The sequence below is a fragment of the Ruegeria sp. R8_1 genome (genome assembly GCF_017743815.1).
GTDB classification, from domain to species: Bacteria; Pseudomonadota; Alphaproteobacteria; order Rhodobacterales; family Rhodobacteraceae; genus Ruegeria; species Ruegeria lacuscaerulensis_A.
Genome location: NZ_JAGHRL010000008.1, coordinates 91,336 through 116,640, shown reverse-complemented (window position 1 = coordinate 116,640; position 25,305 = coordinate 91,336). Strand labels below are relative to the sequence as shown.

Annotated in this window: 27 protein-coding genes; 5 read left to right on the top strand and 22 right to left on the bottom strand. The window is 56.1% G+C overall.

The features are described from left to right. Positions 1-6: 6 nt before the first annotated feature. Both J7380_RS17465 and J7380_RS17460 read left to right on the top strand, forming a co-directional pair. Positions 7-459, top strand: a complete 453-nt coding sequence (locus J7380_RS17465) for an iron-sulfur cluster assembly scaffold protein (RefSeq protein WP_209197053.1) — start codon at positions 7-9, stop codon at positions 457-459. 58 nt (positions 460-517) lie between these two features. Next, positions 518-1,156 carry a MarC family protein gene (locus J7380_RS17460; RefSeq protein ID WP_209197051.1) on the top strand — a complete coding sequence of 213 codons (639 nt, stop codon included), beginning with the start codon at positions 518-520 and terminating at the stop codon, positions 1,154-1,156. Between the two features lie 184 nt (positions 1,157-1,340). Here J7380_RS17460 and J7380_RS20530 read toward each other — a convergent pair whose 3' ends face one another. The 5 genes from J7380_RS20530 to J7380_RS17440 all read right to left on the bottom strand — a co-directional run bounded on the left by J7380_RS20530 (position 1,341) and on the right by J7380_RS17440 (position 6,995). Beyond that, positions 1,341-1,463, bottom strand: a complete 123-nt coding sequence (locus tag J7380_RS20530; RefSeq protein WP_280635687.1) for a hypothetical protein — start codon at positions 1,461-1,463, stop codon at positions 1,341-1,343. 101 nt (positions 1,464-1,564) lie between these two features. Then, positions 1,565-3,655: an ATP-dependent DNA helicase RecG gene (gene recG / locus J7380_RS17455; protein ID WP_209197049.1), complete on the bottom strand. Its 2,091-nt coding sequence runs from the start codon at positions 3,653-3,655 to the stop codon at positions 1,565-1,567. Next, a complete protein-coding gene (ligA, locus tag J7380_RS17450; RefSeq protein ID WP_209197047.1) occupies positions 3,652-5,778 on the bottom strand; it encodes an NAD-dependent DNA ligase LigA in 2,127 nt (708 codons plus the stop codon). The genes recG and ligA overlap by 4 nt, the downstream gene beginning before the upstream one ends. Before the next feature lie 124 nt (positions 5,779-5,902). Beyond that, positions 5,903-6,619: a response regulator transcription factor CtrA gene (locus J7380_RS17445; RefSeq protein ID WP_170354134.1), complete on the bottom strand. Its 717-nt coding sequence runs from the start codon at positions 6,617-6,619 to the stop codon at positions 5,903-5,905. 82 nt (positions 6,620-6,701) lie between these two features. Continuing rightward, positions 6,702-6,995 (bottom strand): DUF1153 domain-containing protein, encoded by a 294-nt coding sequence (locus J7380_RS17440; protein ID WP_170354133.1) that lies wholly within the window; start codon positions 6,993-6,995, stop codon positions 6,702-6,704. Positions 6,996-7,123: 128 nt separating this feature from the next. Here J7380_RS17440 and mnmA point away from each other — a divergent pair, with 128 nt between their 5' ends. Beyond that, entirely contained in the window at positions 7,124-8,269 is a 1,146-nt protein-coding gene (gene mnmA / locus J7380_RS17435) for a tRNA 2-thiouridine(34) synthase MnmA (protein ID WP_170751143.1), read from the top strand. 3 nt (positions 8,270-8,272) lie between these two features. Here mnmA and J7380_RS17430 read toward each other — a convergent pair whose 3' ends face one another. The 17 genes from J7380_RS17430 to J7380_RS17350 form a co-directional block, all read right to left on the bottom strand. Next, positions 8,273-8,848, bottom strand: a complete 576-nt coding sequence (locus tag J7380_RS17430) for a hypothetical protein (RefSeq protein ID WP_209197045.1) — start codon at positions 8,846-8,848, stop codon at positions 8,273-8,275. A gap of 4 nt (positions 8,849-8,852) precedes the next feature. Then, positions 8,853-10,007: a lipid-A-disaccharide synthase gene (gene lpxB, locus J7380_RS17425; protein ID WP_209197043.1), complete on the bottom strand. Its 1,155-nt coding sequence runs from the start codon at positions 10,005-10,007 to the stop codon at positions 8,853-8,855. Next, entirely contained in the window at positions 10,007-10,801 is a 795-nt protein-coding gene (gene lpxI, locus J7380_RS17420) for a UDP-2,3-diacylglucosamine diphosphatase LpxI (RefSeq protein WP_209197040.1), read from the bottom strand. The genes lpxB and lpxI overlap by 1 nt, the downstream gene beginning before the upstream one ends. A 4-nt stretch (positions 10,802-10,805) precedes the next feature. Next, positions 10,806-11,591 (bottom strand): acyl-ACP--UDP-N-acetylglucosamine O-acyltransferase, encoded by a 786-nt coding sequence (lpxA, locus tag J7380_RS17415; protein ID WP_209197038.1) that lies wholly within the window; start codon positions 11,589-11,591, stop codon positions 10,806-10,808. Beyond that, a complete protein-coding gene (gene fabZ / locus J7380_RS17410) occupies positions 11,588-12,061 on the bottom strand; it encodes a 3-hydroxyacyl-ACP dehydratase FabZ (protein WP_170354127.1) in 474 nt (157 codons plus the stop codon). Before fabZ ends, lpxA begins: the two co-directional genes overlap by 4 nt. A gap of 72 nt (positions 12,062-12,133) precedes the next feature. After that, entirely contained in the window at positions 12,134-12,664 is a 531-nt protein-coding gene (locus J7380_RS17405; protein ID WP_269149602.1) for an OmpH family outer membrane protein, read from the bottom strand. A 61-nt stretch (positions 12,665-12,725) separates the two neighbouring features. Continuing rightward, on the bottom strand, positions 12,726-15,086 hold the full coding sequence (gene bamA / locus J7380_RS17400) for an outer membrane protein assembly factor BamA (protein WP_209197035.1): 2,361 nt from the start codon (positions 15,084-15,086) through the stop codon (positions 12,726-12,728). A gap of 127 nt (positions 15,087-15,213) precedes the next feature. After that, the gene (locus J7380_RS17395; RefSeq protein ID WP_209197027.1) at positions 15,214-15,375 is read right to left on the bottom strand and encodes a hypothetical protein; all 162 of its coding nucleotides are present in this window, start codon (positions 15,373-15,375) and stop codon (positions 15,214-15,216) included. Between the two features lie 87 nt (positions 15,376-15,462). Then, positions 15,463-16,815, bottom strand: coding sequence for an RIP metalloprotease RseP (gene rseP / locus J7380_RS17390; RefSeq protein WP_209197025.1), 1,353 nt, complete (start codon positions 16,813-16,815; stop codon positions 15,463-15,465). A gap of 4 nt (positions 16,816-16,819) precedes the next feature. Next, entirely contained in the window at positions 16,820-17,992 is a 1,173-nt protein-coding gene (dxr, locus tag J7380_RS17385; RefSeq protein WP_209197023.1) for a 1-deoxy-D-xylulose-5-phosphate reductoisomerase, read from the bottom strand. After that, entirely contained in the window at positions 17,992-18,774 is a 783-nt protein-coding gene (locus J7380_RS17380; RefSeq protein ID WP_209197021.1) for a phosphatidate cytidylyltransferase, read from the bottom strand. The genes dxr and J7380_RS17380 overlap by 1 nt, the downstream gene beginning before the upstream one ends. Then, the gene (locus J7380_RS17375; protein WP_209197019.1) at positions 18,771-19,502 is read right to left on the bottom strand and encodes an isoprenyl transferase; all 732 of its coding nucleotides are present in this window, start codon (positions 19,500-19,502) and stop codon (positions 18,771-18,773) included. Before J7380_RS17375 ends, J7380_RS17380 begins: the two co-directional genes overlap by 4 nt. 7 nt (positions 19,503-19,509) lie before the next feature. Next, a complete protein-coding gene (frr, locus tag J7380_RS17370) occupies positions 19,510-20,073 on the bottom strand; it encodes a ribosome recycling factor (RefSeq protein WP_170354120.1) in 564 nt (187 codons plus the stop codon). Positions 20,074-20,259: 186 nt separating this feature from the next. Beyond that, positions 20,260-21,255, bottom strand: coding sequence for an acryloyl-CoA reductase (acuI, locus tag J7380_RS17365; protein ID WP_209197017.1), 996 nt, complete (start codon positions 21,253-21,255; stop codon positions 20,260-20,262). A 100-nt stretch (positions 21,256-21,355) separates the two neighbouring features. Further along, a complete protein-coding gene (locus J7380_RS17360) occupies positions 21,356-22,459 on the bottom strand; it encodes a dimethylsulfoniopropionate demethylase (RefSeq protein ID WP_209197015.1) in 1,104 nt (367 codons plus the stop codon). 209 nt (positions 22,460-22,668) lie between these two features. Further along, entirely contained in the window at positions 22,669-23,301 is a 633-nt protein-coding gene (locus J7380_RS17355) for a DUF1326 domain-containing protein (RefSeq protein WP_209197013.1), read from the bottom strand. A 4-nt stretch (positions 23,302-23,305) separates the two neighbouring features. Beyond that, positions 23,306-24,097, bottom strand: a complete 792-nt coding sequence (locus J7380_RS17350; protein WP_209197011.1) for a DUF2182 domain-containing protein — start codon at positions 24,095-24,097, stop codon at positions 23,306-23,308. An 86-nt stretch (positions 24,098-24,183) separates the two neighbouring features. Here J7380_RS17350 and J7380_RS17345 point away from each other — a divergent pair, with 86 nt between their 5' ends. Continuing rightward, positions 24,184-24,915, top strand: coding sequence for a FadR/GntR family transcriptional regulator (locus tag J7380_RS17345; protein WP_209197009.1), 732 nt, complete (start codon positions 24,184-24,186; stop codon positions 24,913-24,915). A gap of 10 nt (positions 24,916-24,925) precedes the next feature. Next, a complete protein-coding gene (locus tag J7380_RS17340; protein ID WP_209197007.1) occupies positions 24,926-25,288 on the top strand; it encodes a DUF4345 family protein in 363 nt (120 codons plus the stop codon). Positions 25,289-25,305 lie beyond the last annotated feature (17 nt).

Below are 25,305 nucleotides of genomic sequence, written 5' to 3'. Positions count from 1 at the left end.
AAAGCCATGTCCGGCGAAAATGACCTGATCAAGCTCTACTCCGGCCGCATTCTTGCTTTGGCTTCCGATATTCCGCATTTGGATCGGTTGGAAAACCCGGATGCCACGGTGAAAAAACGCTCGCCTTTGTGCGGGTCAACCGTAACGGTTGACGTCAAGCTAGAGAATGGGCGCGTTTCCGAATTTGGGCAGGATGTTAAAGCATGTGCTTTGGGCCAAGCCTCGGCTGCTGTCGTCGGAGCTGGTGTTATCGGAGCCACGCGGGCACAGGTCGAAACTGCGCGCGATCAGTTGTCGGCAATGTTGAAGCAAAACGGCCCTGCCCCAGACGCGCCATTTGATGGCCTTGAGGTTCTGATGCCCGCGCGAGACTATAAGAACCGACATGCCTCGATCTTACTGGCGCTGGATGCCACCGCCGAGGCAATGGAACAGGCCGAACAAGCCAATTGCGCCTAAGCGTAGCGTTTTCTTCTGATCCGGTCTAACTTCCTGTGAAATCAGCGGAGCGACCGATTTGAATAATCTGCTCGAACACTTTGTGACGCTTTGGGTCGTTATTGATCCCATCGGCACTATTCCCGTCTTCATCGCAGTCACCGCCGGGCTCGAGGCCGCGGCTCGGCGCAAAATGGCGCTGTTGGCGTCAGTTATCAGTGCAGGTGTTCTGCTGTTCTTCCTTGTCTTTGGCCAGTTGTTGATCGAGGCGCTGGATATCGGCCTTAATTCCTTCCAAGTGGCCGGAGGGATCATCCTGTTTCTGTTCGCACTCACAATGATATTCGGCGAAAGTAAGCAAGACCTCGAACAGAAAGCGGCCGAGGATGACGAGCAGGACAAGATACATCAGCACAATCCCGCGATATTTCCCCTGGCTGTTCCATCTTTGGCCTCGCCCGGCGCGATGTTGGCTATTGTCATTCTAACCGACAACAACCGCTACAGCGCTGCGGATCAGGGCATTACTGCGCTGGTCATGCTTTCAGTTGTCGCGGTTGCGTTTGTGCTGATGTTGTTGGCCGAGCCTATTATTCGCCTGATCGGACATTCCGGAGCAGCGATAATCAGCCGCGTAATGGGCATGATACTTGCTTCGGTCGCGGTGAATTCCGTCCTGTCGGCGATGTTGGAAATCATGAAAACCGGTCAGCTATAAAAAAGCCGCCGCACCTTCCGGGCGGAAAGGGCGGCGGCAGGCTGTGCGTGTCTCATGTGGGGTCCGGAGGTCCGCGCAGGGCCGAGGCATGGCCCTTCAAGGGAATTGGGACAGGCAGGTCACCCTTGATTCAGATGGGGATGACAGCGCGGGATATTCGGCACGAGATCGCAGGCAGAAAGGGTCAGAACACTGCAGGAAGGTGAAGAGCGACCATCAACATGACCACCAAAGACACCGCACCCACCGCATCTTGCAGTAAAGTTGTGTGCGAGCGGCTTATCGCGGTCTTGATCTGGGTCAGCATGGGTCACCTCCGGTCAGGGTTTTAATCCTTTGTTGACCTTTTGTTCTCATATTTCCCCGAGTCGGTAAAGAACTTTTTGAGAACATTTGCGAACTTTATTGTTAACCCACTGAAATTAAACGGATCGCTTCATCCTGCTTCATTAACCACAATAGAACGCGAACGGCTTTGCCCCGTTTAGTCGTAAGTTTTGGATCCTTACCCAGTAAGTTCCGGGCATCGCTTTGGGCGATCGCCATCAACCCGGCTTGCCGCTCAAGATCGGCAATTCTGAACTTGGGTAGACCAGACTGCGCCGTGCCGATCAGATCACCGGCGCCGCGCATTTGCAGATCGGTCTCGGAAATTCGAAACCCATCTTCTGTCTCGCGCAGTACCTCTAGCCGCTTGCGTCCCCCGTCGCTCAGCGGCGCTTGGTACATCAACAAGCAAGTCGAATCCGCCTCTCCTCGCCCGACTCGACCCCGCAACTGATGTAGTTGAGCGAGTCCAAAAATTTCCGCGCGCTCGATCACCATGATCGAGGCGTTCGGGACGTTCACCCCGACTTCGATAACAGTCGTCGCCACAAGAACTTTGGTGTGACCCTCTTGAAAGGTTTTCATCGCGGCGTCTTTTTCGGCGGCGGGCATCTGGCCATGTACCAGACCGACCACATCTTCACCCAGTATGGCGCGCAGCCGCTTGAACCTTTCTTCAGCCGCAGTCAGGTCCGAGACCTCGGATTCGTCTACCAGTGGACAAACCCAATAGCATTGACGACCTTCGTCGATGGCACGGCGCAGATGGCTGACAACTTCCTCCATCCGATCGGTGCTGACGATGGCGGTTTTGATGGGTTTTCGGCCCGGTGGTTTTTCGTCAAGAACCGAAACGTCCATGTCGCCATATTGCGCCAAGGCAAGGCTGCGAGGGATCGGGGTGGCCGTCATGACCAATACATCCGCGCCCTGCCCTTTTTCAGACAGTTCCATTCGCTGACGCACCCCAAACCTGTGCTGCTCATCCACAATCGCCAACCGCAGCGCGTTGAACGCAACATCACTTTGAAACACCGCATGTGTACCAACAAGGATATGAATATTCCCTTGCTGCAGTGCTGCCAACTTGGCGCGCCGCTCGGCCCCTTTGTCGCGTCCGGTCAGAATTTCAAGCACGATACCAGCCTGTTCGGCCAGCGGGCGCAAGCCTTCCAGATGCTGTCGCGCCAAGATTTCAGTCGGTGCCATCATGACACCCTGACCACCGGCTTCGACGGCCACCAACAACGCCATGAACGCCACCAGTGTCTTCCCGGCCCCGACATCGCCTTGCAGCAATCTGTTCATACGCGCATCAGAGGCCATATCGGCCGTGATTTCGTTGATCGCCCGCATCTGCGCACCAGTCGGAGTGTATGGCAGGTTTTGCAGAACCTTGGATTGTAATCGCCCTGTGCCGATGCTCACGATACCGCGGGCCTTGCGTTCGCGTTGCCGTGCCAGTGCCAGCGTTACCTGATGCGCAAACAGCTCATCATAAGCCAGCCTTTGCCGCGCGGGAGCATGCGCGGACACATCGTCGGCCCCGTTCGGTCCATGCGCGGCTGTTATTGCATCGATCCAGCTTGGCCATTCTTGCTGTCCCACCTGAGCCGGGTCGATCCACTCGTCCAAAGCGGGAGCGCGGGACAAAGCACTACGGGTTGCCTTGAACGCGACTTTTTGCGTCACGCCTTGCGTCAAATGATATACCGGTTCGAATTCGGGAATGTCACCAGCGCTTTCGATGGGCAGGATATGGTCCGGATGGACCATCTGAGCCATTCCGTCAAACAACTCCAACTTGCCCGAAATGATCCTGCGCGCGCCCTCTGGCAGCACCTTCTTGAGGTAATCGCCACGTGCATGGAAAAAGACCAACTGGAATTCCGTTTGCGCATCCTCGACATGGATGCGGTAAGCACCGCCCTTATTGCGCGATGGGCGGTGCACACCAACGGTTACCTCAACCGTCAGTGTCGTTGGCAGATCGACACCCTGAATCGTGTTCCTTCTACGCCGGTCGACAACCGCATAAGGCAGCCCGAATAGAATATCGCGCGGAGTTTCGACACCAGATTGCGTGAGATTCTGCGCAATTTTGGGACCGACTCCGTCTAAAGTCTCCAAACGGGCAAATAAGGGAAACAGAAGTTCAGGACGACCACTCATGCCGAACCAATCAGTTGCAACCAGCCATCTTCATCAAGGGTCTGAATGCCAAGTTCGGCAGCCTTCTTTGCCTTCGAACCGGCTCCTGGCCCCGCCACAAGAATATCGGTCTTTTTACTGACAGACCCGGAGACTTTGGCACCCAATGCCTCTGCCCGGGCCTTGGCCTCGGCTCGGGTCATTTTTTCCAACGTCCCTGTGAAAACGACAGTTTTCCCGGCGACGGGGCTGCCACTTGTATCGGGGCGTTTTGCATCCTCAACGTCCAGCTGGGCAACGAGTGCATCAATCGTTTCACGTTCTGCCACTTGCGCGAAAGCCGAGACCAGAGCCCTGGCCATGACCTCCCCCACGCCATCAATGGCCAACAGGTCTTCCCACTCAGGCCCGTCAAAGCTGCTGGCTGCCGTGATTGCAACTTCGAACTCATCCCAAGCGCCATAATGGTTCGCCACAAGGTTCGAGGCGGCCTCTCCCATATGTCGAATACCGAGCGCAAATAGCAGGCGACCAAACGGAATGCGCCGCTTTTCATCAATGGCGTCCCACAGATTACCGACGCTTTGTGCGCCCCAGCCCTTTCTGTTTGCAAGCTTGTTAAGATTTGCAGAATCCCGCTGTCGCAATGTAAAGATATCGACCGGAGTTTTGATCGGCAGGTCCGGGTCATCATAGAACATTTCTATTTGCTTGGCGCCCAACCCCTCGATATCGAACGCCTTGCGAGATACGAAATGTTTCAATTTTTCAACGGCCTGCGCGGGGCAAACGATTCCACCTGTGCAGCGCCGGACGGCATCCCCTTCCTCACGCACTGCATCACTGTCGCATTCGGGGCATCGTGTCGGGAAGATGAATTTTTCCGCGCTGGCTGGTCGTTTAGCTATATCAACGTCAGCCACTTTTGGAATGACATCCCCAGCGCGATAGACTTGAACCCAATCTCCGACGCGAACATCCTTGCCGTCGCGAATGGTCCCGCCTTTGGCATCGCGCCCAGCGATATAGTCTTCATTGTGCAAGGTCGCATTGGACACAACCACGCCGCCCACGGTGACCGGATGCAGCCGGGCAACGGGGCTAAGCGCCCCTGTGCGTCCAACCTGAATATCGATAGCCTCCAACCGGGTCCAAGCAAGTTCCGCCGGAAACTTATGCGCAATTGCCCATCTTGGTGTGGTTGATCTGAACCCAAGACGTGCTTGCAGCGAGAGGTCGTTTACCTTGTAGACAACTCCATCAATGTCGTAGCCCAACGTCGATCTCTGAGCCTCGATATCGCGATAGTGGTCCAGCATCTGCCGGGTTGTGTCGCATAATGCGGTCAACGGGTTTGTTGAAAAACCGTAAGCGGCCAGTTGCTTAATCGCCGCCATCTGCGTCGTCGCCAAAGGTTGAGACAGATCGCCCCACGCATACGCAAAAAACCGCAACGGTCGTGCGCGCGTGATCGATGCATCCAACTGCCTGAGAGACCCGGCGGCCGCGTTGCGAGGATTGGCAAAAGTCTTGTCGCCTGCCTCGGCCTGCCGCGCATTCAGAGCGTCAAAATCAGCGTGCGACATATAAACTTCGCCGCGTACTTCCAGAATCTCTGGTGCATTTTTCAGAACATGCGGAATGTCTGCAATAGTACGCGCATTGGCCGTAACATTTTCACCAACCTCGCCGTCGCCACGCGTCGCCGCCTGAACCAATTCCCCATTCTCATAGCGCAGTGACAACGATAACCCGTCGATCTTCGGTTCGGCAGTAAATGCGACGGGTACAGCATCGTCGAGTCCGAGATACTTCCGAATCGAGCGTGTAAAATCAGCGACATCCCCCTCTTCGAAGGCATTTCCAAGGGACATCATGCGAACTGCATGTGTCACCTTCGAAAAACCATCAGCCGGGCGCGCCCCGACCTGCTCTGACGGGCTGTCGGAACGTTTTAGATGTGGGAAACTCTGTTCAATGGCAGAGTTTCTTGCTTTGAGCGCGTCGTATTCCGCATCGGAAATATCCGGCGCATCTTCTGCATGATATTTTTGGTTTGCCTGTGCAATCAGTTCTGCCAACCGCGCAAGCTCTGCCTGCGCCTGACCTTCTGTCAGCTCTGAAACTGGAATTGAATTGCTCATGGCCTCGCCCTGTCACGTATTCTTGGACTTCAGTGATAGGGCGAGGCCATGGTCAGGTCCAGATGTGCTGTTCAGTGAGTGAGCAGGCCGCCCCGGACCAAAGCGGCTGATGTTTTAGGAAAAGTCAGGCCCCAACGGCAAGGCGGCGGTCGTCCATACTGTTGCTTTGCGGATCGCGAAGCACATAACCCCTGCCCCAGACGGTTTCGATGTAGTTTTCTCCGCCGGTTGCATTGCTCAGCTTTTTGCGGAGTTTGCAGATGAAAACGTCAATGATCTTAAGTTCCGGCTCGTCCATTCCGCCATACAGATGGTTCAGGAACATCTCCTTGGTTAACGTCGTGCCTTTACGAAGGCTCAGAAGCTCCAGCATTTGGTACTCTTTGCCTGTCAGGTGAACGGTTTGCCCTTCGACCTCTACCGTTTTCGCATCCAGGTTAACGGCGACACGTCCTGTATGGATAACGGATTGCGAATGCCCTTTTGAGCGCCGGATGATCGCGTGGATGCGGGCCACCAGTTCTTCCCGATGGAATGGCTTGGTCATATAGTCGTCAGCACCAAATCCGAAGCCTTTGATTTTGCTTTCCGTATCGTCGGCACCCGAGAGGATCAGAATAGGCGTTTCCACCCGCGCAATGCGCAACTGCCGCAAGACTTCATGGCCATTCATGTCCGGTAGGTTCAGGTCCAGCAAAATCAGATCGTAATCGTAAAGCTTGGCCAGATCGATCCCCTCTTCGCCCAGATCCGTCGCATAGACATTCAGGTTCGCGTGGGTCAGCATCAACTCGATGCTCTTCGATGTTGTGGGATCATCCTCGACAAGAAGTATACGCATTTACTGCTCCAATTCGGTTCAATTTACCAATTCAAATCAAACCTGCTCAAAAATGGTTAATCTGACGTTACCGTTGAATCATTTATTCACTTTCATCTTTAGGTTGTCGATATTTTTTTAATGCGGTCGCCTTCAAAGCATCTGTTCCATGCTCTGCAACCGCGGAAACCCACGAATTGAACTCTTCATCACTAAGCCCATAGCGTTTTTTGGCATCGGCCAAGGTGATCAACCCATAAAGGACGCCACGTACAACAATCACTTTCCGCGACGCGACCCAACGCGTGGTGGTTTCCGGAGGCAGGTCCGATCGTGATAAAACCGTTCCATCCGGCAGGGTTACGGACCGTGGCCCTTCAACTTTGTGCAAATACATCTTTCCAACCTTTTCTGCTGCGACAAAGCTGACACCACCCTACTTAATGTGCGGTGAAACCGCCCCTTGAGAGTGTGTAGAATTTTCCTATATTCTGCCGGTCTTTCTTAACCCGCACTGGAATCGTCATGGCCCTCGATACCGAGACACCGCTGAACTCGCTTGGTTTTGCCAAACCACCCTCGGAAACCCGGGTGGTCGTAGCCATGTCTGGCGGTGTGGACAGTTCCGTCGTCGCCGCCCACCTGGCCGATCAGGGGTACGATGTGGTCGGTGTGACGCTTCAGCTTTATGACCACGGCGCGGCGTTGGCCAAGAAGGGCGCGTGCTGCGCAGGGATCGATATCCATGACGCCCGGCGCGTTGCCGAGGAACGAGGCTTTCCGCATTATGTTCTGGACTATGAGAACATCTTCAAGGACGCGGTGATTGATGAATTCGCCGACAGCTATCTGGCGGGCGCAACCCCGGTCCCTTGCATTCGCTGCAATGAGCGGGTGAAGTTCAAGGATCTGCTGGAGACTGCAAAGGATCTTGAGGCAGACTGCATGGCGACCGGCCATTATATTCAACGCAAAATGGGCCCCAACGGCCCGGAACTGCACAGCGCCGAGGATGCGAACCGCGACCAGTCCTATTTTCTGTTCTCGACCACACCCGAACAGTTGTCATTTCTGCGCTTTCCCTTGGGACACTTGCCGTCCAAGGACGCCACACGTGAAATGGCTGCGCAGTATGGGCTGGCAGTAGCGGATAAGCCCGACAGTCAGGACATCTGCTTTGTGCCCAATGGCAATTACGCAAGCGTTATCGAAAAGCTGCGCCCCGGTGCGGCTGAACCCGGCGAGATTGTTCATGCCGATGGCCGCGTGTTGGCGCAGCATGACGGTGTGATCCATTATACGATCGGGCAGCGCCGCGGTCTGGGTATTGGTGGTCTGACTGAGCCGCTTTATGTGGTCAAGCTGGACGTGGACAAAAAGCAGGTCGTCGTTGGGCCAAAAGAAATGCTGGCCACCCGCACCATCCCCGTGCGCGAGATCAACTGGCTGGGGGATGAGCCCTTTACCTCGCGCGACGAATGGCACCTAAAGGTCAAAGTTCGCTCAACCCGTCCTCCGCGCGAAGCGATCCTCCGCCCGCTTTCGGACACGACGGCCGAGGTCGAGTTGCTGACCCCCGAAGAAGGTGTCTCGCCGGGGCAGGCCTGTGTGTTTTATGCGTCTGAGGGAAGTCGTATTTTCGGCGGCGGTTGGATCTGGCGCGGGTACTGATTGCTAAAGTACGTCGGTTGGCGTGTTAAGCAAAATATAAAGACCGACCAAGATCATGACATAGGGTGTGATCCTCTCAAGCCGTGCGAAACGTAGCGCAAGGCTTTGCGCATGCGGTGCCCCTATCACGGCGATTGCGGAAACCCCCAAAATGGCGGCAACCGCTCCGATCAGGGCAGCAAGTCGAAACGTCGTGGTTGAATCGGCAAGTAACGGGGTCATTGCAGCCAATGTATCGATGGACAGGCTGAGGAACAGGGCAATGATTGACGAGACGTGACTGTAGTCCTGCGTCTCAGTCGTGCCGTATAGGGTGAATTGCCGCCAGAGACCGCGCAGGCCCAAAACCAAGGGAATGACGCCCAGATAGCCGATCCACGACAGTATGCCAGTTTGGCTCAGCCCGCTGGCGATGGCGAGCGACACGATCAGAATACCGAGTTGGGCGATAATAAAGCCCATCGCAGCGCGACGGGCGCTGACCACCACGATCAGACCAAGTAATACCGCCAGATTGTCCAGATTGGTTGACACTGTGACCAAAGCCGCGGAAATTGCGAATAGCAGATGCTCTAGCATCGGTTCAGCGCATTCTTTTTAAGACGGCACGAGCAGCGCGCAGGCCAGGTGCCTCGCCGCCTCGCCCAAGCCGGTCCATGGTCAAATCCATCGCATGTTTTTGCGCCTCCGGCGCATTGGCCACGCCTGACAATGCCGAGGCAATTTTCTCTGGCTGGCACGCGTCCAGCAGGCACTCAGGTACCGTGCGGGTTTCAGACACCAGATTAACCAGCGTAACCGTATCAAGTTTCACCATCCGTTCGGCCATCTTCTGCGTCAACCAACTGAGCCGGTAGGCGATAACCATGGGCGTCGCCTGTGCTGCCAGTTCCAGCGATACGGTGCCCGACGCGGCCAATGCCAGATCGGCAGCGGCGAAGGCAGCCCGTTTCTGAGAGACTGCCTTGTCCGAAGGTATGTCACGCGGGTCGACAACGACCGGGTTGCCGGGCCAGTTCTGGATATGGGTTTGGACAGTATCAACCATATGCGCCACAGCCGGCACCACAACGCGTGTATCTGGGCGGTCCTTCAAGTACAGGGCCAAAGCCTGACCAAAGACCGGAGCCAGCCTGTCAACCTCACCGCGCCTGGAGCCGGGCAAAGCAAGCACCAGCGGCGAATTTGCCAATTCATAGGCGTTGCGAAACGCCGCGATCTCGTCGTTGGTTGCAACAGGTTCGCTGGCGACAGGGTGCCCGACGAAATCGCACTCCATACCCGCGCGTTCCATATAGGGCGGCTCGAACGGTAACAGCGCCAACACGTGGTCGATCACCTTGGCCATCTTGTCCGCACGCCCCGGACGCCACGCCCAAACGCTGGGGGCCACATAGTGAACCGTGCGGATATTGCTTTGCGCTTTGACCAACTTGGCGACACGCAGCGAAAAGTCTGGACTGTCGATGGTGATCAGAACATCGGGTTTTGTATCTAGAACCGCCTGCGCAGTCTCGGCAATACGGCGTTTGAGATGGAAGAATTTGGGCAGCACTTCGACCAGCCCCATCACCGACAGTTCCGACATTGGAAAACGGCTGTCCAAACCCTGCGCTTGCATCAAAGGGCCGCCAACCCCGTCAAACTGTACCTTAGGTTCAAGGGTGCGCAGCCCCTCCATCAAAGCGCCGCCCAAGCGGTCGCCCGAGGGTTCACCGGCGACCACGAAAACACGCATCAGATGGCCCGCTCGCGCACGTAAAGGAACAGACCCAACCGGTCACATTCGGCAATGACCTGTTGGCGTTGCAGCACCATTACCCCACCCTTTTCGATGACAATCCCCGCTAAACCGGCGGCGACCGCGTCCGAGACCGTATCCGGCCCAATCGCGGGCAAATCCGCGCGACGGTCCTGATCTGGTTTCGGGGCCTTGAACAGAACGCCCCCGCCAGCATCCGGTCGTTGCGTCAGAGACTGCAGCATCCAAGCTGTGCCGAAAATCCCCTCGACTGCGAGCGCCTGTCCCTTCGAGACAACGCAGGCTTGTCCAATATCCGCAGCGCCCATGGCACGCACAATGCCAGCTGCGCGATCGGCATCGGTTAGGTCCGCCTCTGTTGGCCGGGCCTTGGTCAGTGACCCAAGTTCAGGCAGCAGATTGGGGGCTATTTCATGTGCGGCGCGGACCTCAAGGCCCGCATCCTCGAAGATTTCGATCACGGCGCGCAACGCGCCATCATCACCAGACATGATGGCCTGCTGCAAAATGGGCACCAAAGGCATAGTTGCAGCATCGATACGGCTGGGATCAATCGCTGGTCGTTGGACCGCGCCCGCCATGCAGATTTGCGTTACGCCACGCGCTTTCAAATCTGCAATGAAAGTCCCCAACTGCTCGAGTGGAAAGGTGACGTCGGCATCCAGAACATCAGGGGGAAACCCCTCCATCGCACAGATGACAGGACGTTCAGCCAGTTGGGCAACCACCTCGGCGGGCAAAGCCCCTGTTCCCGCGATCAATGCCAGCATCGGTTCATTTCCTCGGGGTCAGGAAGGAACGATCTGATTGCCCGGTTACGAAATCCACGATCCGCTGGACATATTCACTCTCATTTTCGGCACCGACGCGATGCGCGCGTTCCATGAACGTCCCGTCTCCGGTCGACAGCTCTTTGAAGGCGGCGCGCAGAGCCGAGATATCCTCACGCGAGACGCCTTTGCGTTTCAGGCCGACCAAATTCAGCCCGTCCAGTTCGCCCCGCGGTGCCTGAACCAAGCCGTAGGGAATGACGTCATTTGGCACCATGGTCAGCGCACCAATAATGGCCCCTCGCCCGACCCGCACCCATTGATGCAAGCCCGAGATACCGCCCACGATCACGTCATCCTCGATGATGCAATGTCCGGCCGCTCCTGCGTGGTTCACCATGATGACCCGATTGCCAATCTGCACGTCATGCGCAACATGCACACCGGCCATCAACAGGCAGTCATCGCCGATCCGGGTTACGCCGCCACCGCCCTCGGTTCCTGTGTTTACTGTCACATGTTCACGGATCCGGTTACGTTTGCCAATTTCCAGCCGCGTGTTCTCGCCGCCGAACTTCAGGTCCTGCGGAATCTCTCCGATGACCGAGAAATTGAACACAACGGTCTCATCACCGATAGCTGTGTCGCCTGTGACAACAACATGCGATTTCAATTCAACGCGCTCGCCCAGCTTGGCTTGCGCACCGACATAGCAGAACGGACCGATGATACAGCCTTCACCAATCTGCGCGCCGTCTTCGATAATTGCGCTTGGATGGATGCCGTTCATGTCGTCTTTTCCATGTCCCAGTCTACATAGGCCGAGAATTCAGCTTCGGCGGCCACTTCGCCATCTACAGTCGCGCGGCCCGCGAACTTGAAGATCTTCCCGCCCTTTTTGCCCCGCACGGTTTCAACATGCATTTCCAGCACATCGCCTGGAACCACTTTGCGGCGGAATTTGCACTTGTCGATGTTCATGAAGTAGATCAACAGCTCGCTGTCGATCACATCCATACCCACCCCCAGCATTACACCTGCAGTCTGCGCCATCGCTTCAACAATGGTAACGCCGGGCATGATCGGAGTGCCGGGAAAGTGACCCTGAAAATGGGGTTCGTTCATTGTGACATTCTTGATCCCAACAGCAGACTGATAGCCGGAAATATCAACGACTTTGTCAACCAGCAAAAACGGATAGCGATGCGGCAAGATCCGTTGGATCAGCTGTATGTCTGCGCTCTTGGTTTCCGTCGTCATCGTATCGTCGTCCCGTACTGGATTGCTGTTTGACGCGTGGTTAGCAACACCGCGCCTTGAGGGCAAGCAAACCTATTCGTCAGTTTGGCTTTCTAGCGCTTGACCGTCTCCGATCGCGGCGTTTATCCGCGCGATGGCTGTCTCGGTCACATCCGTACGGTCCGAGCTGAGAAAAACGCTCGACCGTTCGATAATGACCGTGGCCCCGGTCTCGCGCAAAAGGTCGATCAGGACTGGCTGGATCGTCTCAAAGAACAATTGCTGCGCTTCTTCACTTCTGCGAGACAAAGCGTCCAGCTTGGCGCGTTGTCCATCGCGGTGTGTCTGAACCTTGTTGTCGAACGCCTCGGCCAAAGGACGGAACTCTTCTGGAGTCACTTGCGTGCGCAGTTCCGTCAGATCCTTTTCCTCTTTACTAAGTTCGACGACGATCCGCTCATTCTCCTCCGCCAGCAAAGTTCCTTCGGCCTCGATCTCACGCAAAACGCGCTGACCGAATTCCGAGTCCGCAAACAATCGCTCGCTTGAGATGGTCAAAACCGTCGACGATGGAACCGAGAGTTGCTGCGCCTGTGTCGCAGAAACGAAAAATGCACTCAGCAAAACGCACAGGGCCCATAAAGGGCCCTGCAGCTTAGACTGTATCAAGTATGACATCGCCCGATCAGAACCGCGCCTGAATGGTCAGATCAAAGTTCTGCTCTTGGTCAAAGTCCTCTTTCACCAGTGCCTTCGAGAAGTTGAAGCGCAGCGGGCCAAATGGGGTATCCCAAAGAACGGACACACCGATGACATGTCGGATCGACCCGTCCTCACCCACAATGTCGGCGCCGGCTGTGTTCACGTCGTCAAGATTGTACAGGTTGCCCACGTCGTAGAATACACCACCCCGCAGACCTAGCTCTTCTGGCAGGCCAAGGGGAAAATCGGATTCAAACCGCGCGACCCAGTAATAGTTCCCACCGATCGCGTCATCCTGACCATTGGATAGGTCACGTGGGCCAATACCCGACGGCTCGAAGCCACGGAACGTGCTTGGGCCCAAGACAAAGCGGTCAAGTGTGCGGCTGAAGTCATCTCCGGTCCAATGAAGCGCGCCCAGTTCAAGCGATGCCCGCAGCACCACTTCTTCACTCAGAACTCTGGTCTGCGCGATTGCACGTGCGGTGGATTTGAAGAACTCATTGTCTCCGCCCAATCCCGCAGCATCGACACCAACTTCAAACAGTACACCTGCGTTGGGGTTCAACCCACCAAGGCGGCTGTCATACACATAAGACACGCCCAGAGAACTGGTCGAACGCTCACCCTGAGCGATCTCTGACGCAATGACAACTCCGTTTACTTCATCGTCCTGCTGCGTCATTTCGCTGTTTTCCCAATTATAGCGAAGGCGCAGCGACGACAGTTCACCGATTGCATAGCTTAGCTGAGGGGCAAAGAAGAGACGCTCGGTGTCAAAGCTGGCAAAGCTGGAATTGGTTGTTGCCAGTCCAAGCCCCAAGTCAAAACGCAGCCTACGCCCCAGCAAGAAGGGTTCGGTAAAGTTGACAACGTATTGCTCCGAGTCCTGAGCCGTTGAAAGAGTAAGGCCAAGGTTTTGACCCCGTCCCAGAAAGTTAGACTCGTTCAAGCCAACGGCGATACCAAAACCATCCGAGACCGAGAAGCTACCACCGAGGCTAAGCGACCCTGTAGGCTGTTCCTCCACATCAACGTCGACAATGACCTGACTTGGAGTAGACCCTTCGCGGGGTTCAACATCAGCCACAGCAAAGAAGCCAAGGGCACGGATACGTTCAGCGGCCTGCCGGATTTCACGGGGATTGAACGGATCACCTTCAACTGTGTCAAACTGGCGGCGGATAACCCGATCCAGCGTGGTTGTATTCCCCTCGATATCGATCCGTTCAACAAAAATGCGCGGCCCGCGAGTGAGTACAAATTGCACATCCAGGGTCAGATCACTTGGATTGCGTGTGACGCGCGGTTCGACCCGCAAGAAATCAACACCCTGCTTGATCCCCAGTCGCTCTTGCCGGGCAATCGAGTTTTCGATCAGCGAGGGCGAATAGGTGACACCCGGCTTGATCTTCAAGGCAGCCTGATAGTCTGCGGCGTCAACGCCGGGAATTTCACTGACTGTGGAAATCTGTCCAAACGAGAATTTTTGTCCTTCGGTGATATTCATCACCAGAAAAAACGCGTCCCGTTCCTGAGTGAATTCGACATTTGTGCTGTTGACGCGAAAATCGACATAGCCCCGCGACAGATAGAAATCGCGAATGACCTGCTGATCAAACTCGATCCGGTCAGCGATGAATGTGTCCCCCCGCAGAAAGGTACGCAGGAAGTTCGCTTGCTTTGTTTCCAGAACGCGGCGCAACCGGCGGTCGGTGAACGCTCGGTTGCCAACAAAGCTAACGCGCTCAATCTCGATGGTCGTGCCTTCAGCGACTTCGAACACCAAATCGACCCGGTTATCACTGCGGCGGATAATGCGCGGGATCACCGTGGCAGATACACGCCCTTGGGCTGAATAGATCTGAGCAATCAGGTCCGCATCTGCTTCGGCGACCTGCGGCGTAAACACCCGACGCGGCTCAGACGATATGGCTTCGATCAAAACGTCGTCTTTAACGCGACGGTTCCCCTCGATGCTGATCTGATTAATGGTCGGATATTCCTCGACCTCAATCACCAGAGTATTGCCGCGCGGAGTCAGCTCGACTGTTTCAAAAACACCACTGTCAAGCAAACGCTGAAAGGCATCGTTCAGTTCTCCAGCAGTGACAGTCTGTCCGGGTTCGATTCCTGTCCGGGTGATAATCGTCGAGGTTTCGATGCGCCTGTTGCCCTCGACCTCGAACGAATTGATGGTAAAGCTTTGGGCGTGTGCGGACTGCGGTGCAGCCATCAAACCCAACAAAACACAAAAAGAAATTACGGATAGCGCTCGCCACAAAATCTTGTCTGCTTGCGTCTGCCCCCCGCAGGATGTGCCTGCGCCTCGCCTATCAGTCATATTTTTCTCTACCCAAAAATTTAGGACTTTAATGCTGAGTAGCGGGATTAATATTCCTTGTCAAAAGGCCAAAAAGCAAAGCGGCCTAATGGGCCGCTATGATATTAATTCTGATGCTGTTCAAGAATCACAGCAACGTGTCGCAGACCGCGCAAAGATTGGCTGCGATAAGGAGATACCAGCATGCCAGCAGCGCCAATGCAGTCGCTCCAAAGAACAAAATCGAATCCCAGTTCAGCGTGAACAGACAGCTGAAGCTTCTGTACGAATCTTTCAATACACGTGTCATGGCTACCTCTGCGGCATTCAAACTCGTCAGAAAGTTAGTCGCAAAATGAGGCAGGAATGGGGCTTTCGCAGGTCGGTTGCGCCTTATTTAGCAGAACAGATCATTGGTGACGGAAAAGACCATCAAGCCAAGGATCAAGGAAACGCCCACACCCATCAGTACACGCAAAGCACCGTCACTGGGCGGCTTGCCCACCACGGCTTCGTATGCATAGAAAACCAGATGTCCGCCGTCCAAAGCAGGGATTGGGAACAGATTCAGCAATCCAACGGCCGTGGACAAAACCGCAATAAAGAAGATGAAACTTTGCGCGCCCTGACTGGCCATCGCGCCAGATGTTTCGGCAATTCCGATAGGACCTGACATATTACAGGTGCTGATTGCGCCCGTAATCATGTGCCACAATCCTGACAACGACCCGTCAATGATGCGCAGTGTTTGCTGTACTCCGCCACTAAAGGAAGTAATGAGCCCAGCCGGCTCGCGTTCGGGTTCCAACATCATGCCGCCGACAATTCCGATACGCCAATGAGTCACGAACCCGCCTTCTTCCTGCGGTTCGTCTGTTCTGCGCGGCGCCAAAGCAAATTCCAGTTCGGCCCCGTCGCGCCACACATCCAGCAAGAGAACCTTGCCGTCGGACCGCTCCACGTGGTCTTTAAGTTGCTCAAAGGCATAGATGGGGTCGCCGTCGACTGCGTAGATGACGTCTCCGGTTTGCAGGTCGATATCCATGGCAGCACTGCGCGGTGCAACTTGCTGGATAAGGGGCGGGTACAACCACGGACCGACAACATCCAGCGTCTGATCATCCCGAAGGACTGTGTAATCCAGAACAGGTTTGACCGGCAGTGTATCCGTAAAATCCGTCCACGATTCACCCTCATCGAACGCAGGCAGTGGCTGACCTTCGATGGCCAGAATCTCATCGCCTTCACGCAGTTCCTGAACAGTGCCAGGAAGCGGGTAGAGCTTTCCGATGGTCAATGGGCTTTTGGTAACACCTTGTGACAGGAATATAAGCCCGAACACCAATATCGACATAACGAAATTGAACACCGGTCCGGCCGCAACGGTTGCTGATCGTGCCCAAAGTGGTGCGCCATGCATTGTGCGTCGAAGCTCTTCTGGGCTCTGTTCCCGGATTTCAGACATAGCAGTCTCGTCCTTGCCGGACGCCGCGTTGGCGTCCCCAAGAAATTTGACATAACCACCAAAGGGCAAAGCCGCGAATTGCCACCGGGTGCCGCGCTTGTCTACCCTGCTCCAAAGAACCGGACCAAAACCGATCGAGAAGACCTCGGCGTGTATTCCCGACCAGCGACCAACGATATAGTGGCCATATTCATGAACAGCGACAATCGCCGACAGAGCGATCACAAACGCTCCGATCGTGTACAGCAAATTACCAAATTGAGGGATCAGCGAAAATACGTCCAAAATTCTATCCTGCTCTTTGGGTCACGGCTTCATCTACCCACTCACGTGCCAAATGGTCCGTTTGCTGTATGTTATCAAGTGTCATGGGGGCATCAATAAGGCCATTTTCGGCGTCAAACCGATCCAGCACTGCAGCGACCATGTCTGCCATGGCCAGAAAACCGATATGATGCGCGATAAAGTGATCAAGCGCCCGCTCTTTCGCGGCGTTGAATACAGCACCTGAGAGGCCACCGCGCTCCATCACCTGTCGTGCCAATGCCAGCGCGGGATACCGCGTTTCGTCCGGTTCAATAAATCTAAGCTGACCAAGTTTAGCGAGGTTCAGGCGGTCCACCGGAAGGTGACGTCGGTTCGGCCAGTGTAACGCATATCCGATGGCATGGCGCATATCGGGCGCGCCCATATGCGCCATTACGGCCCCGTCATCGAAACCCACCAACGCGTGGACGATAGATTCCGGGTGCACTAGAACTTCTATCCGATCAGGCGAGATGCCAAAAAACTCTTTGGTTTCTATCACCTCCAACGCCTTGTTGAACATCGAGGCGCTGTCGATCGTGATCCGTTGACCCATGTTCCAGTTGGGATGGCTTGATGCCTGTTCGACCGTGGCATCTGCAAGATCTGCGATCGGCCAATCCCGAAATGCACCACCGCTTGCTGTAATGATAATACGCTCGACCGTCGCCATGTCCTCGCCGACAAGAGCTTGAAAAACGGCCGAGTGCTCGCTGTCGACCGGCAACAAACGCGCGTTGTGGTTCTGGGCGGTCTGCATCACCAAAGACCCGGCACACACCAGAGTTTCTTTGTTCGCCAAAGCCAACGTAGCGCCTTGTTTCAGCGCCTCTAAACCCGGCGGCAAGCCTGCCGCCCCGACAATCGCCGACATCACCCAATCCGATTGTCGCGCAGCGGCTTCGATCAGAGCGGTCGCGCCTGCGGCGACTTCTACACCGCTTCCGTCCAGCGCGGCCCGCAGGTCGTCCAGTTTGTCTTCATGGGCGGTCACCGCAATATCGGCATTCAGTCGGCGCGCATCCTGCGCGAGACGCTCGATATTCGCGCCTCCGGTCAATGCCACGATATCGTAGGCTTCGGGGTTGCGGTTGATCAGATCAATTGTGTTCTGACCGATAGAACCGGTCGCCCCGAAAATGGAAATCTTGCGCATTACATGGCTCCTGGCGCGTAGAGCATCCCGGCGATCAAAACGAACAGCGCAGCGCCCATCATACCGTCAAACCGGTCCAGAAACCCGCCGTGACCCGGAATAAGGTTCGAGCTATCCTTGACGCCAAATTTCCGCTTTGTGGCGCTTTCGATGATGTCTCCGGCCTGACTGGCCATCGAAGCCAAGACCGAGACAACCACAAACAATAAGCCGAACCCGGCATAGCTGGCAAAGATGGCACCGACGACCGCTGCTGCAACCCAGCCTCCGGCCGTGCCGGACCATGTTTTCTTTGGGCTGACCTTGGGCCAGAACTTGGGGCCACCTACAGCTTTGCCAACGAAGTACCCAGCCACATCCGTGGCCACGACAATGGCGATCAGCCAGATCATCCAACCGAAGCCCATATTCTCGCGGATCGAAATGAACCCAAGACCTGCTGCTGCAATCCAGAAAGCGAACAGCGCATAGGTTCCCTTGGATCGAGTAACCTGCCCTGCCCCAACCAAGGCCGGCGCGGCCAAAAACGGCAATGTGTATAAGGGCGGTAAGTGATAGCTGAGAACGACCGCTGCGCCTGTCAGGATACCAAGCTGTACCGCAACACCGGGTTTGCCGGGGTCAACCATACGAACCAGTTCCCACGTCATGAGACCACAGGCTACCGCGATGAAGGCTGCGAACCAAAGCCCGCCTAGCCAAACTTCGACAGCGCCTATGGCGACCAAAACAGCCGCCGACAGCACGCGCGCGGTTAAATCAGACCATCGGCCTTCGCTCATGCCGGGATCGCTCCGAACCGGCGATCGCGTGCGCCATAACTGCGGCACAGCCGTTCCAGTTCTTCGGCCGTAAAATCCGGCCACAGAGTGTCAATGAACTCGTATTCGGAATAGGCCGACTGCCAGAGAAGAAAGTTAGAAATCCGAGCTTCTCCGCTTGTGCGGATGACAAGATCCGGATCAGGAAGAACATGCGTATCCAGATACTTGGGCAGCGTCTCTTCATCCACTTCCTCGGGCTTCAGGCGCCCTTCGGCCACATCCAATGCCAGGCGTTTCGTTGCGCGCGCAACTTCATCCCGCCCACCGTAATTCAAGGCGATGGTCAGGTGTACGAGGTCGTTGCCCTTCGTCGCCTCTTCAAGTGTGTCCATCAGATCAACCAACTTCGAATCCAACCGCACACGGTCACCGATAAAGCGAACCCGAATCCCGTTTTGGGCCAACGTTTTGGTTTCTTTAATGATATACCGCTTGAACAAGCTCATCAGGCCAGCAACTTCGGCCTGCGTCCGCTTCCAGTTCTCGGTCGAAAAGGCAAAGACAGTCAAATATTTGATCCCGAGACCCGGGCAAGCTTCGACCACATCCCTCACACGTCGTGCACCGGCCTGATGCCCGAAAAGTCGCGGCCTACCCCGTGCCTGCGCCCAGCGTCCGTTGCCATCCATGATGATCGCAACGTGATGAGGGCCATCAATCGGCGCTGTATGAGGGGTATCGGGCATAATTCCGTCAGACCTGCATGATCTCGGCTTGCTTGGTTTCAAGCGCAGCGTCGACGGCCTTGATCATCTCATCCGTCAGGTCCTGAACTTCACTTTCCCAAAGCTTCTGGTCATCTTCCGACATCCCATCCGATTTGGCTTTCTTGATCTGGTCCATCCCGTCGCGTCGCACATTCCGAATCGAGACGCGTGCGTGCTCGGCGTATTGGCCGGCGACTTTGCCCAGCTCGCGGCGGCGTTCCTCGTTCAGTTCCGGAATAGGCAGCATGATGATCGTGCCGTTCAGTTGCGGATTGATCCCCAACCCGCTTTCGCGAATGGCTTTTTCAACTTTACCGACAAGGCCCTTGTCCCAAACGTTTACCGTAACCATCCGCGGTTCAGGAACGTTCACGGTCCCGACCTGATTGATCGGTGTCATCGAGCCATAAGCATCTACCATGACAGGTTCCAACATTGACGCTGATGCGCGCCCGGTACGCAAAGACGCAAATTCGGTCCTGAGGTTCGCCATCGCGCCGTCCATGCGGCGTTTCAGATCATCGGTGTCCAGTTCGAAATCGTCAGACATTCTGCTCACTCCCCGTCTTCAGGTGCTGTTTGAAAGGCTCATAAGCCATCACAATCGGGATGTATAGCAATGATGCTCGGGAATTGTGCCAATGACCAGAGGTGTTTCCGGCTTTTTCTCGGTCATTAAATGGCAAACGCCCCGGCCGGTGACATGTCCGGCCGGGGCGCAGGATAAGTTTCCGGATCAGGCGTTTACGTCAACCACAACGCGGCCTTTGACCTGACCCTTGAGGATGTCAGCGCCCAATTGTGGCAGATCGCTCAGGGTCGCGGGATGTACCATCGCCTCAAGCTTGTCCATCGGCAGGTCGGTTGCGACGCGTTGCCATGCACGAACACGGTTTTCGTAGGGCTGCATGACGCTGTCGATGCCCAGCAGGTTCACACCGCGCAGCAGGAACGGAATGACGGTTGCCGGAAGCCCGGCGCCCCCTGCCAGACCAACGGCCGAAACCGACGCACCATATTTCATCTGCCCCAGAACGCGGGCCAGCATATCACCTCCAACGGCGTCAACACAGCCTGCCCAAGTCTCGCTTTCCAACGGGCGCTTGGTTGTCTCGTTCAAGTCTTCACGAGGAACAATGGTCGTGGCCCCCAGAGACTTGAGATACTCGCCCGCTTCGGCCCGGCCTGTAACTGCCGCGACTTCGTAACCCAGGTTGGCCAAAATCGCCGTCGCGACCGAGCCAACGCCGCCCGCAGCACCGGTTACCAGAACCGGCCCGTTGCCAGGCTTAAGGCCGTGATCTTCAAGTGCCATAACGGCCAACATCGCGGTGAAACCGGCGGTTCCGACTGCCATTGCCTGACGCGTGTCCAGCCCGTCCGGCAGCGGCACCAGCCAGTCCGCTTTCGCGTTAGCCTTTTGGGTATATCCACCCCAATGGGCCTCACCCACACGCCAGCCGGTCAGCACAACCTTGTCGCCGGGCTTATAGCGATCGTCCGAGGACGCCTCGACCGTGCCGGCATAGTCAATGCCGGGCACATGCGGGTAATTGCGCACCAGACCGCCGCCTTTGGGCGACATGCACAGTCCGTCCTTGTAGTTGACCGTCGAATATTCGACCGCCACCGTGACCTCACCCGCAGGCAGATCATCTGTCGAAAGCTGTTTGACCACAGGGCTGGCCAGTCCGCTCTCGTCGTCTTTTTCCATCACCAATGCATTAAACATCTGATTTCCTCTCGTTTCAGAAAAGCCAGGCCCAGTTCTTCACCTGGCGAAAAATACCTCGGGGGAGCCGCGCAGCGGCGGGGGCAGAGCCCCCACCCCCTTAGATCCAGAACTTTTCCTGCACCGTTGCGCGGCGCATTCCGTCCGGCGTTTCAACTTCAACAACCGAACCCGCGTCCCAGTGGCTCAGCCGCAACATGCCAATGGCGACGTTTGTCTGAAAGTCGGGGGACCACGCCGCCGAGGTCACCTGACCTACGCGCTTACCACCGGCCATCACTGACCACGGTTGATCGCAAGCAGGAACCGCATCGCCATCAATCGCAATGGGGCGAATTTGCTGAACGGGGCCTTCTTTCGCGACACGCAGAAGCGCATCGCGGCCGATGCAACCGATCGCCGTGTGTGTGTTGCAGAACTTGCCCAAACCGCACTCATGTGGCGTGTTGTCGTCTGTCATATCGTTGCCATAAGACAGCAGCCCACCTTCGATCCTCTCGATCAGGTTCGGGCATCCTGCGCGCACGTTCAGGTCTTCTCCGGCTGCAAAAAGTGCGTTCCAGAGGGGCATCCCGATATCCGAGCCCTCGACATAGATCTCGAAGCCGCCCTGCTTGGAATAGCCCGACCGCGCGACCGCCAGATCGCGACCTTCGAATTCGAACATGTCAAACTTGAAGAAACGGATATCGCGCACGCGATCACCGAAGACACGCGACATCAGTTCATCCGCTTTGGGCCCCTGCACTGCAAGTGGCGACACATCGGGTTCATCCACCAGCACATCCAGCCGATACCCGTTGGCAATCCCCTTGACCCACAGCAGCAGATCGCTGTCCGCAATGGAAATCCACCAACGGTCATCAGACAGTTTCACCGCCACGGGGTCATTCAGCATACCGCCTGTCTCATCGACGATTGGCACGTAATAGCACTGCCCGGGCAGCATCCCCCGCAGATCACGTGGGGTCAGCATTTGCATAAGCCGCGCCGCATCTGGCCCGCGCAGTTCAACCTGACGTTCGCAGGATACGTCCCAAACCTGAACATTTTCCTTCAGGTGGCGGTAATCTGCCTGGACACTTTCGAAAACCGTGGGCAAGCGCATACGGTTGTAGATGGTGTATGCTTTGACACCAGCTGCCTCGACACCTTCCGAAAACGGGGTGCGACGCAACCGGCGCGAGAGCGAAACTTGCGGCATTCAGGCCTCCTGCAAGATGGGGACCGGATCGTTGACAGGCCGCGTTGATCCATTTTCGGTCAACATCTTCTGGACCTGCCCGCGATGGTGGGTCTTGGGGTTAAGAGTATAAGAATTCCATTGCCACCACAGCAATGTAGTGAAACATTCAGGACCCATCGGCGCTTGGGGGGATCAGCCTTAACCGCCCCGCTGCGCCTTCAGGATCATTACTTCTGGCCATGCCACTCGATCGGGCAGATCTCGGCCGACTTGCCGCCAAAATCCCAGACGCGACCATAGTCACGAACTTTGGACTTCGTGCCGCGCGCGACGATGATGTCCGGGCCCATCCAGTATTTCGAGTTTGTTACTTTGACCGGGTTTTCAGGGTCGGCCCCACCGACCATTTCAACCTCGCCCTGAATCTTCCGACCGATCGAAATGCGGCGCTTGGCGCCATCGCGTTCGATCTGTACCGGAGCACGCTCGGCGCCGATGATCTCACCGACCAGCATGGTAAACAGGCTTGTGGTTCCACCAGCCTGGCCGCTGAAAATCTGCAGCAGACCGTCATAGGCCGCATCATTGGCGCGTTCATCCACATAAGCGGCAACTTTCCACTGCCCCTCGCCCATGCGGCCAGGAATATCGACCAGCAGGCCCACGTTCATGCCCGAGATATCCTCGCCCTCATAGTGGCCCTCATCGATGATGATACCCATCCAGGCATGGCAATGGCCTTCGGTCGGCGGGTGCGCACCCAACGAGACAACACAGGGGCAGAAAACCTCGCACGAGCAATTCAGGATCAGCTCGCCTTTGATTTCCCAGTCTCTGGGTGTGATTTCCATGTTTGCCATAGGCTTATCCTCCGAATGCCAAGGGATAGACGAGCAGGACCAGACCGCCTGCAATCAGTGCAAACCCCAGCGGACGCGTGATCGCGTGGCCGATCTGGGGAAGTTTTTCGAGTACCATGAAAAAGGTCGCGAGACCCATCCACAACAGGCTCATGACGCCGCCCACGAAACCCAGCGCCATAAAGCCCCAGCAACAGCCGACACAGAATGCGCCAAGACCCAACCCCATGCGCAAGCCTCCAGTGAAGCCGGTTTTCCAATGCCCAAGGAAATACGTCATTGGGGCGTGACAGACACCGTGACAGACCTCTTTCGCGCGGGTGAACTGAAACGCTCCGACCGCAATCATCAAGCCGCCTGCTACAAGCCCGGATTTGGCAATGCCCAGCATGTCCACGACGCCGCCAAACAACAAAGCCAGTTGCACCCCGGTGATCAGGGCCGCAAATCCAACCCAGGCCACGAAATATCCGGTCAGGACACCCAACCACCCCATGCGCGAGCCGTTTGCACTGCGGATCAGATCGTCATAGCTGCGCAAGGTCGGGACCAAAGTCGGCAGCATCATCGCAGCCATCATGATTGCCCACATCCAGAACAGGGGGCCGAATTCGGCCATGGGCATATACATGTCCATTCTCGGGTCCATGGCGGCCATCGCCTGCCCCATCGGACCGGGGCGGCCGATAAAATCCAAATCCATATTGCGGCTCATGGTGAACATCATCCACCACGCCCACAGGATCAGAATGTAGAATCCCAGCCACAAGCCACTGCGAAGTACAGCGCGACTCATATGCTCCTCCCGACTCAGTTCTTGCTTTTCAAATGTCAGACTTTTAAATGTCAGACAAATAAAAAAACACAGGCGGTCACAGGATTATGAAAATCGACCCTCGGAAACCTGCAGATTTATCTGCACAAATCGCACAAGCGATACGCGACGCCATCGTATCAGGCGAATTGATCGTTGATGAGCGTCTGCCGTCCGAAGCCGAACTTGCCGATCAGTTTGAGGTCTCGCGCCCCACGGTTCGTGAAGCGCTGAAAAGACTTGCTGCTCAGTCTCTTATTCGTACGCAACGTGGTGCAACCGGTGGCGCTTTTGTCAATCGCCTGAGTTTCGAAGACGCCTATTCCCAACAGATTACAACCTCAACTTTACTGTTGTCGATGAACACTGTCAGTTTCGATACGGCTTGCGAAGCGCGCTATGCACTGGAACGCGCCTGCGCTCGCCTTTCGTCGCAACGTCGGACGGCCGATCAGCTAGCCACGATGCGCGCCGAGATCTTCAGACAAGCACAGCCGGGCCTGACGGACGAAGCCTTCTGCGCCTCAGACGTGGCTTTTCACCGCGCTTTGGTCGACGGCGCCGGAAACCCCGTCCTGTCCTATCAGCTGGCCGGAGCCGTCGAGGCGATGCAACCACTTATGAACATGATCACCTTTTCGGCCAGATCCCGAGAAGAGATCATTTCGCTGCACACGCAGATCGCGGATGCCTTGGAGCGCGGTGATGTGGAAGAAGTTGACGATAGCCTTTTAAGACTTGAGAAATACACAAGAAAACTGGCGCGCGATGTCGCCGAAAAAAAGCGTAAACCAGCTTGAAGAGGAACAGATGGTACCGGTTCTTAATGTTGTCGCAGCCTTACTAACTATTGCCTTTGGCCTGTTCGGCTTTCTTGCACCGGCGTGGACAGCAGCTTCGTTGGATTTAGCACCAACAAGCAGCACCATGGGCCTAAGTGAGATGCGCGCATCGGTGGGAGGGCTTTTCGTCGTAACCGGGATAGCAGTGCTGTGGTTTAACGCGCCCATGGCTTATGCGATGCTGGGCGTTGTGTACGCGGGCGCGGCACTCGGGCGGTTTGTGTCAGTCCTTTTGGACAACCCGCCTTTGGTCAAAGCAGTGACATTCGGTGGAATCGAGGCTGTTCTGGCTATTTGGTTGATTTTGGCCAACCTAAACAGAACAACGTAAGTATCTGTTTTGGCGTG

Bases quoted from the DNA above. Each gene is read 5' to 3' on its own strand.
- J7380_RS17465 (WP_209197053.1), top strand. From the start codon at position 7: ATGTCCGGCGAAAATGACCTGATCAAGCTCTACTCCGGCCGCATTCTT.
- J7380_RS20530 (WP_280635687.1), bottom strand. From the start codon at position 1,463: ATGCTGACCCAGATCAAGACCGCGATAAGCCGCTCGCACACAACTTTA.
- recG (WP_209197049.1), bottom strand. From the start codon at position 3,655: ATGAGTGGTCGTCCTGAACTTCTGTTTCCCTTATTTGCCCGTTTGGAG.
- ligA (WP_209197047.1), bottom strand. From the start codon at position 5,778: ATGAGCAATTCAATTCCAGTTTCAGAGCTGACAGAAGGTCAGGCGCAG.
- J7380_RS17445 (WP_170354134.1), bottom strand. From the start codon at position 6,619: ATGCGTATACTTCTTGTCGAGGATGATCCCACAACATCGAAGAGCATC.
- J7380_RS17440 (WP_170354133.1), bottom strand. From the start codon at position 6,995: ATGTATTTGCACAAAGTTGAAGGGCCACGGTCCGTAACCCTGCCGGAT.
- mnmA (WP_170751143.1), top strand. From the start codon at position 7,124: ATGGCCCTCGATACCGAGACACCGCTGAACTCGCTTGGTTTTGCCAAA.
- J7380_RS17430 (WP_209197045.1), bottom strand. From the start codon at position 8,848: ATGCTAGAGCATCTGCTATTCGCAATTTCCGCGGCTTTGGTCACAGTG.
- lpxB (WP_209197043.1), bottom strand. From the start codon at position 10,007: ATGCGTGTTTTCGTGGTCGCCGGTGAACCCTCGGGCGACCGCTTGGGC.
- lpxI (WP_209197040.1), bottom strand. From the start codon at position 10,801: ATGCTGGCATTGATCGCGGGAACAGGGGCTTTGCCCGCCGAGGTGGTT.
- lpxA (WP_209197038.1), bottom strand. From the start codon at position 11,591: ATGAACGGCATCCATCCAAGCGCAATTATCGAAGACGGCGCGCAGATT.
- fabZ (WP_170354127.1), bottom strand. From the start codon at position 12,061: ATGACGACGGAAACCAAGAGCGCAGACATACAGCTGATCCAACGGATC.
- bamA (WP_209197035.1), bottom strand. From the start codon at position 15,086: ATGACTGATAGGCGAGGCGCAGGCACATCCTGCGGGGGGCAGACGCAA.
- J7380_RS17395 (WP_209197027.1), bottom strand. From the start codon at position 15,375: ATGACACGTGTATTGAAAGATTCGTACAGAAGCTTCAGCTGTCTGTTC.
- dxr (WP_209197023.1), bottom strand. From the start codon at position 17,992: ATGCGCAAGATTTCCATTTTCGGGGCGACCGGTTCTATCGGTCAGAAC.
- J7380_RS17380 (WP_209197021.1), bottom strand. From the start codon at position 18,774: ATGAGCGAAGGCCGATGGTCTGATTTAACCGCGCGCGTGCTGTCGGCG.
- J7380_RS17375 (WP_209197019.1), bottom strand. From the start codon at position 19,502: ATGCCCGATACCCCTCATACAGCGCCGATTGATGGCCCTCATCACGTT.
- frr (WP_170354120.1), bottom strand. From the start codon at position 20,073: ATGTCTGACGATTTCGAACTGGACACCGATGATCTGAAACGCCGCATG.
- acuI (WP_209197017.1), bottom strand. From the start codon at position 21,255: ATGTTTAATGCATTGGTGATGGAAAAAGACGACGAGAGCGGACTGGCC.
- J7380_RS17360 (WP_209197015.1), bottom strand. From the start codon at position 22,459: ATGCCGCAAGTTTCGCTCTCGCGCCGGTTGCGTCGCACCCCGTTTTCG.
- J7380_RS17355 (WP_209197013.1), bottom strand. From the start codon at position 23,301: ATGGCAAACATGGAAATCACACCCAGAGACTGGGAAATCAAAGGCGAG.
- J7380_RS17350 (WP_209197011.1), bottom strand. From the start codon at position 24,097: ATGAGTCGCGCTGTACTTCGCAGTGGCTTGTGGCTGGGATTCTACATT.
- J7380_RS17345 (WP_209197009.1), top strand. From the start codon at position 24,184: ATGAAAATCGACCCTCGGAAACCTGCAGATTTATCTGCACAAATCGCA.
- J7380_RS17340 (WP_209197007.1), top strand. From the start codon at position 24,926: ATGGTACCGGTTCTTAATGTTGTCGCAGCCTTACTAACTATTGCCTTT.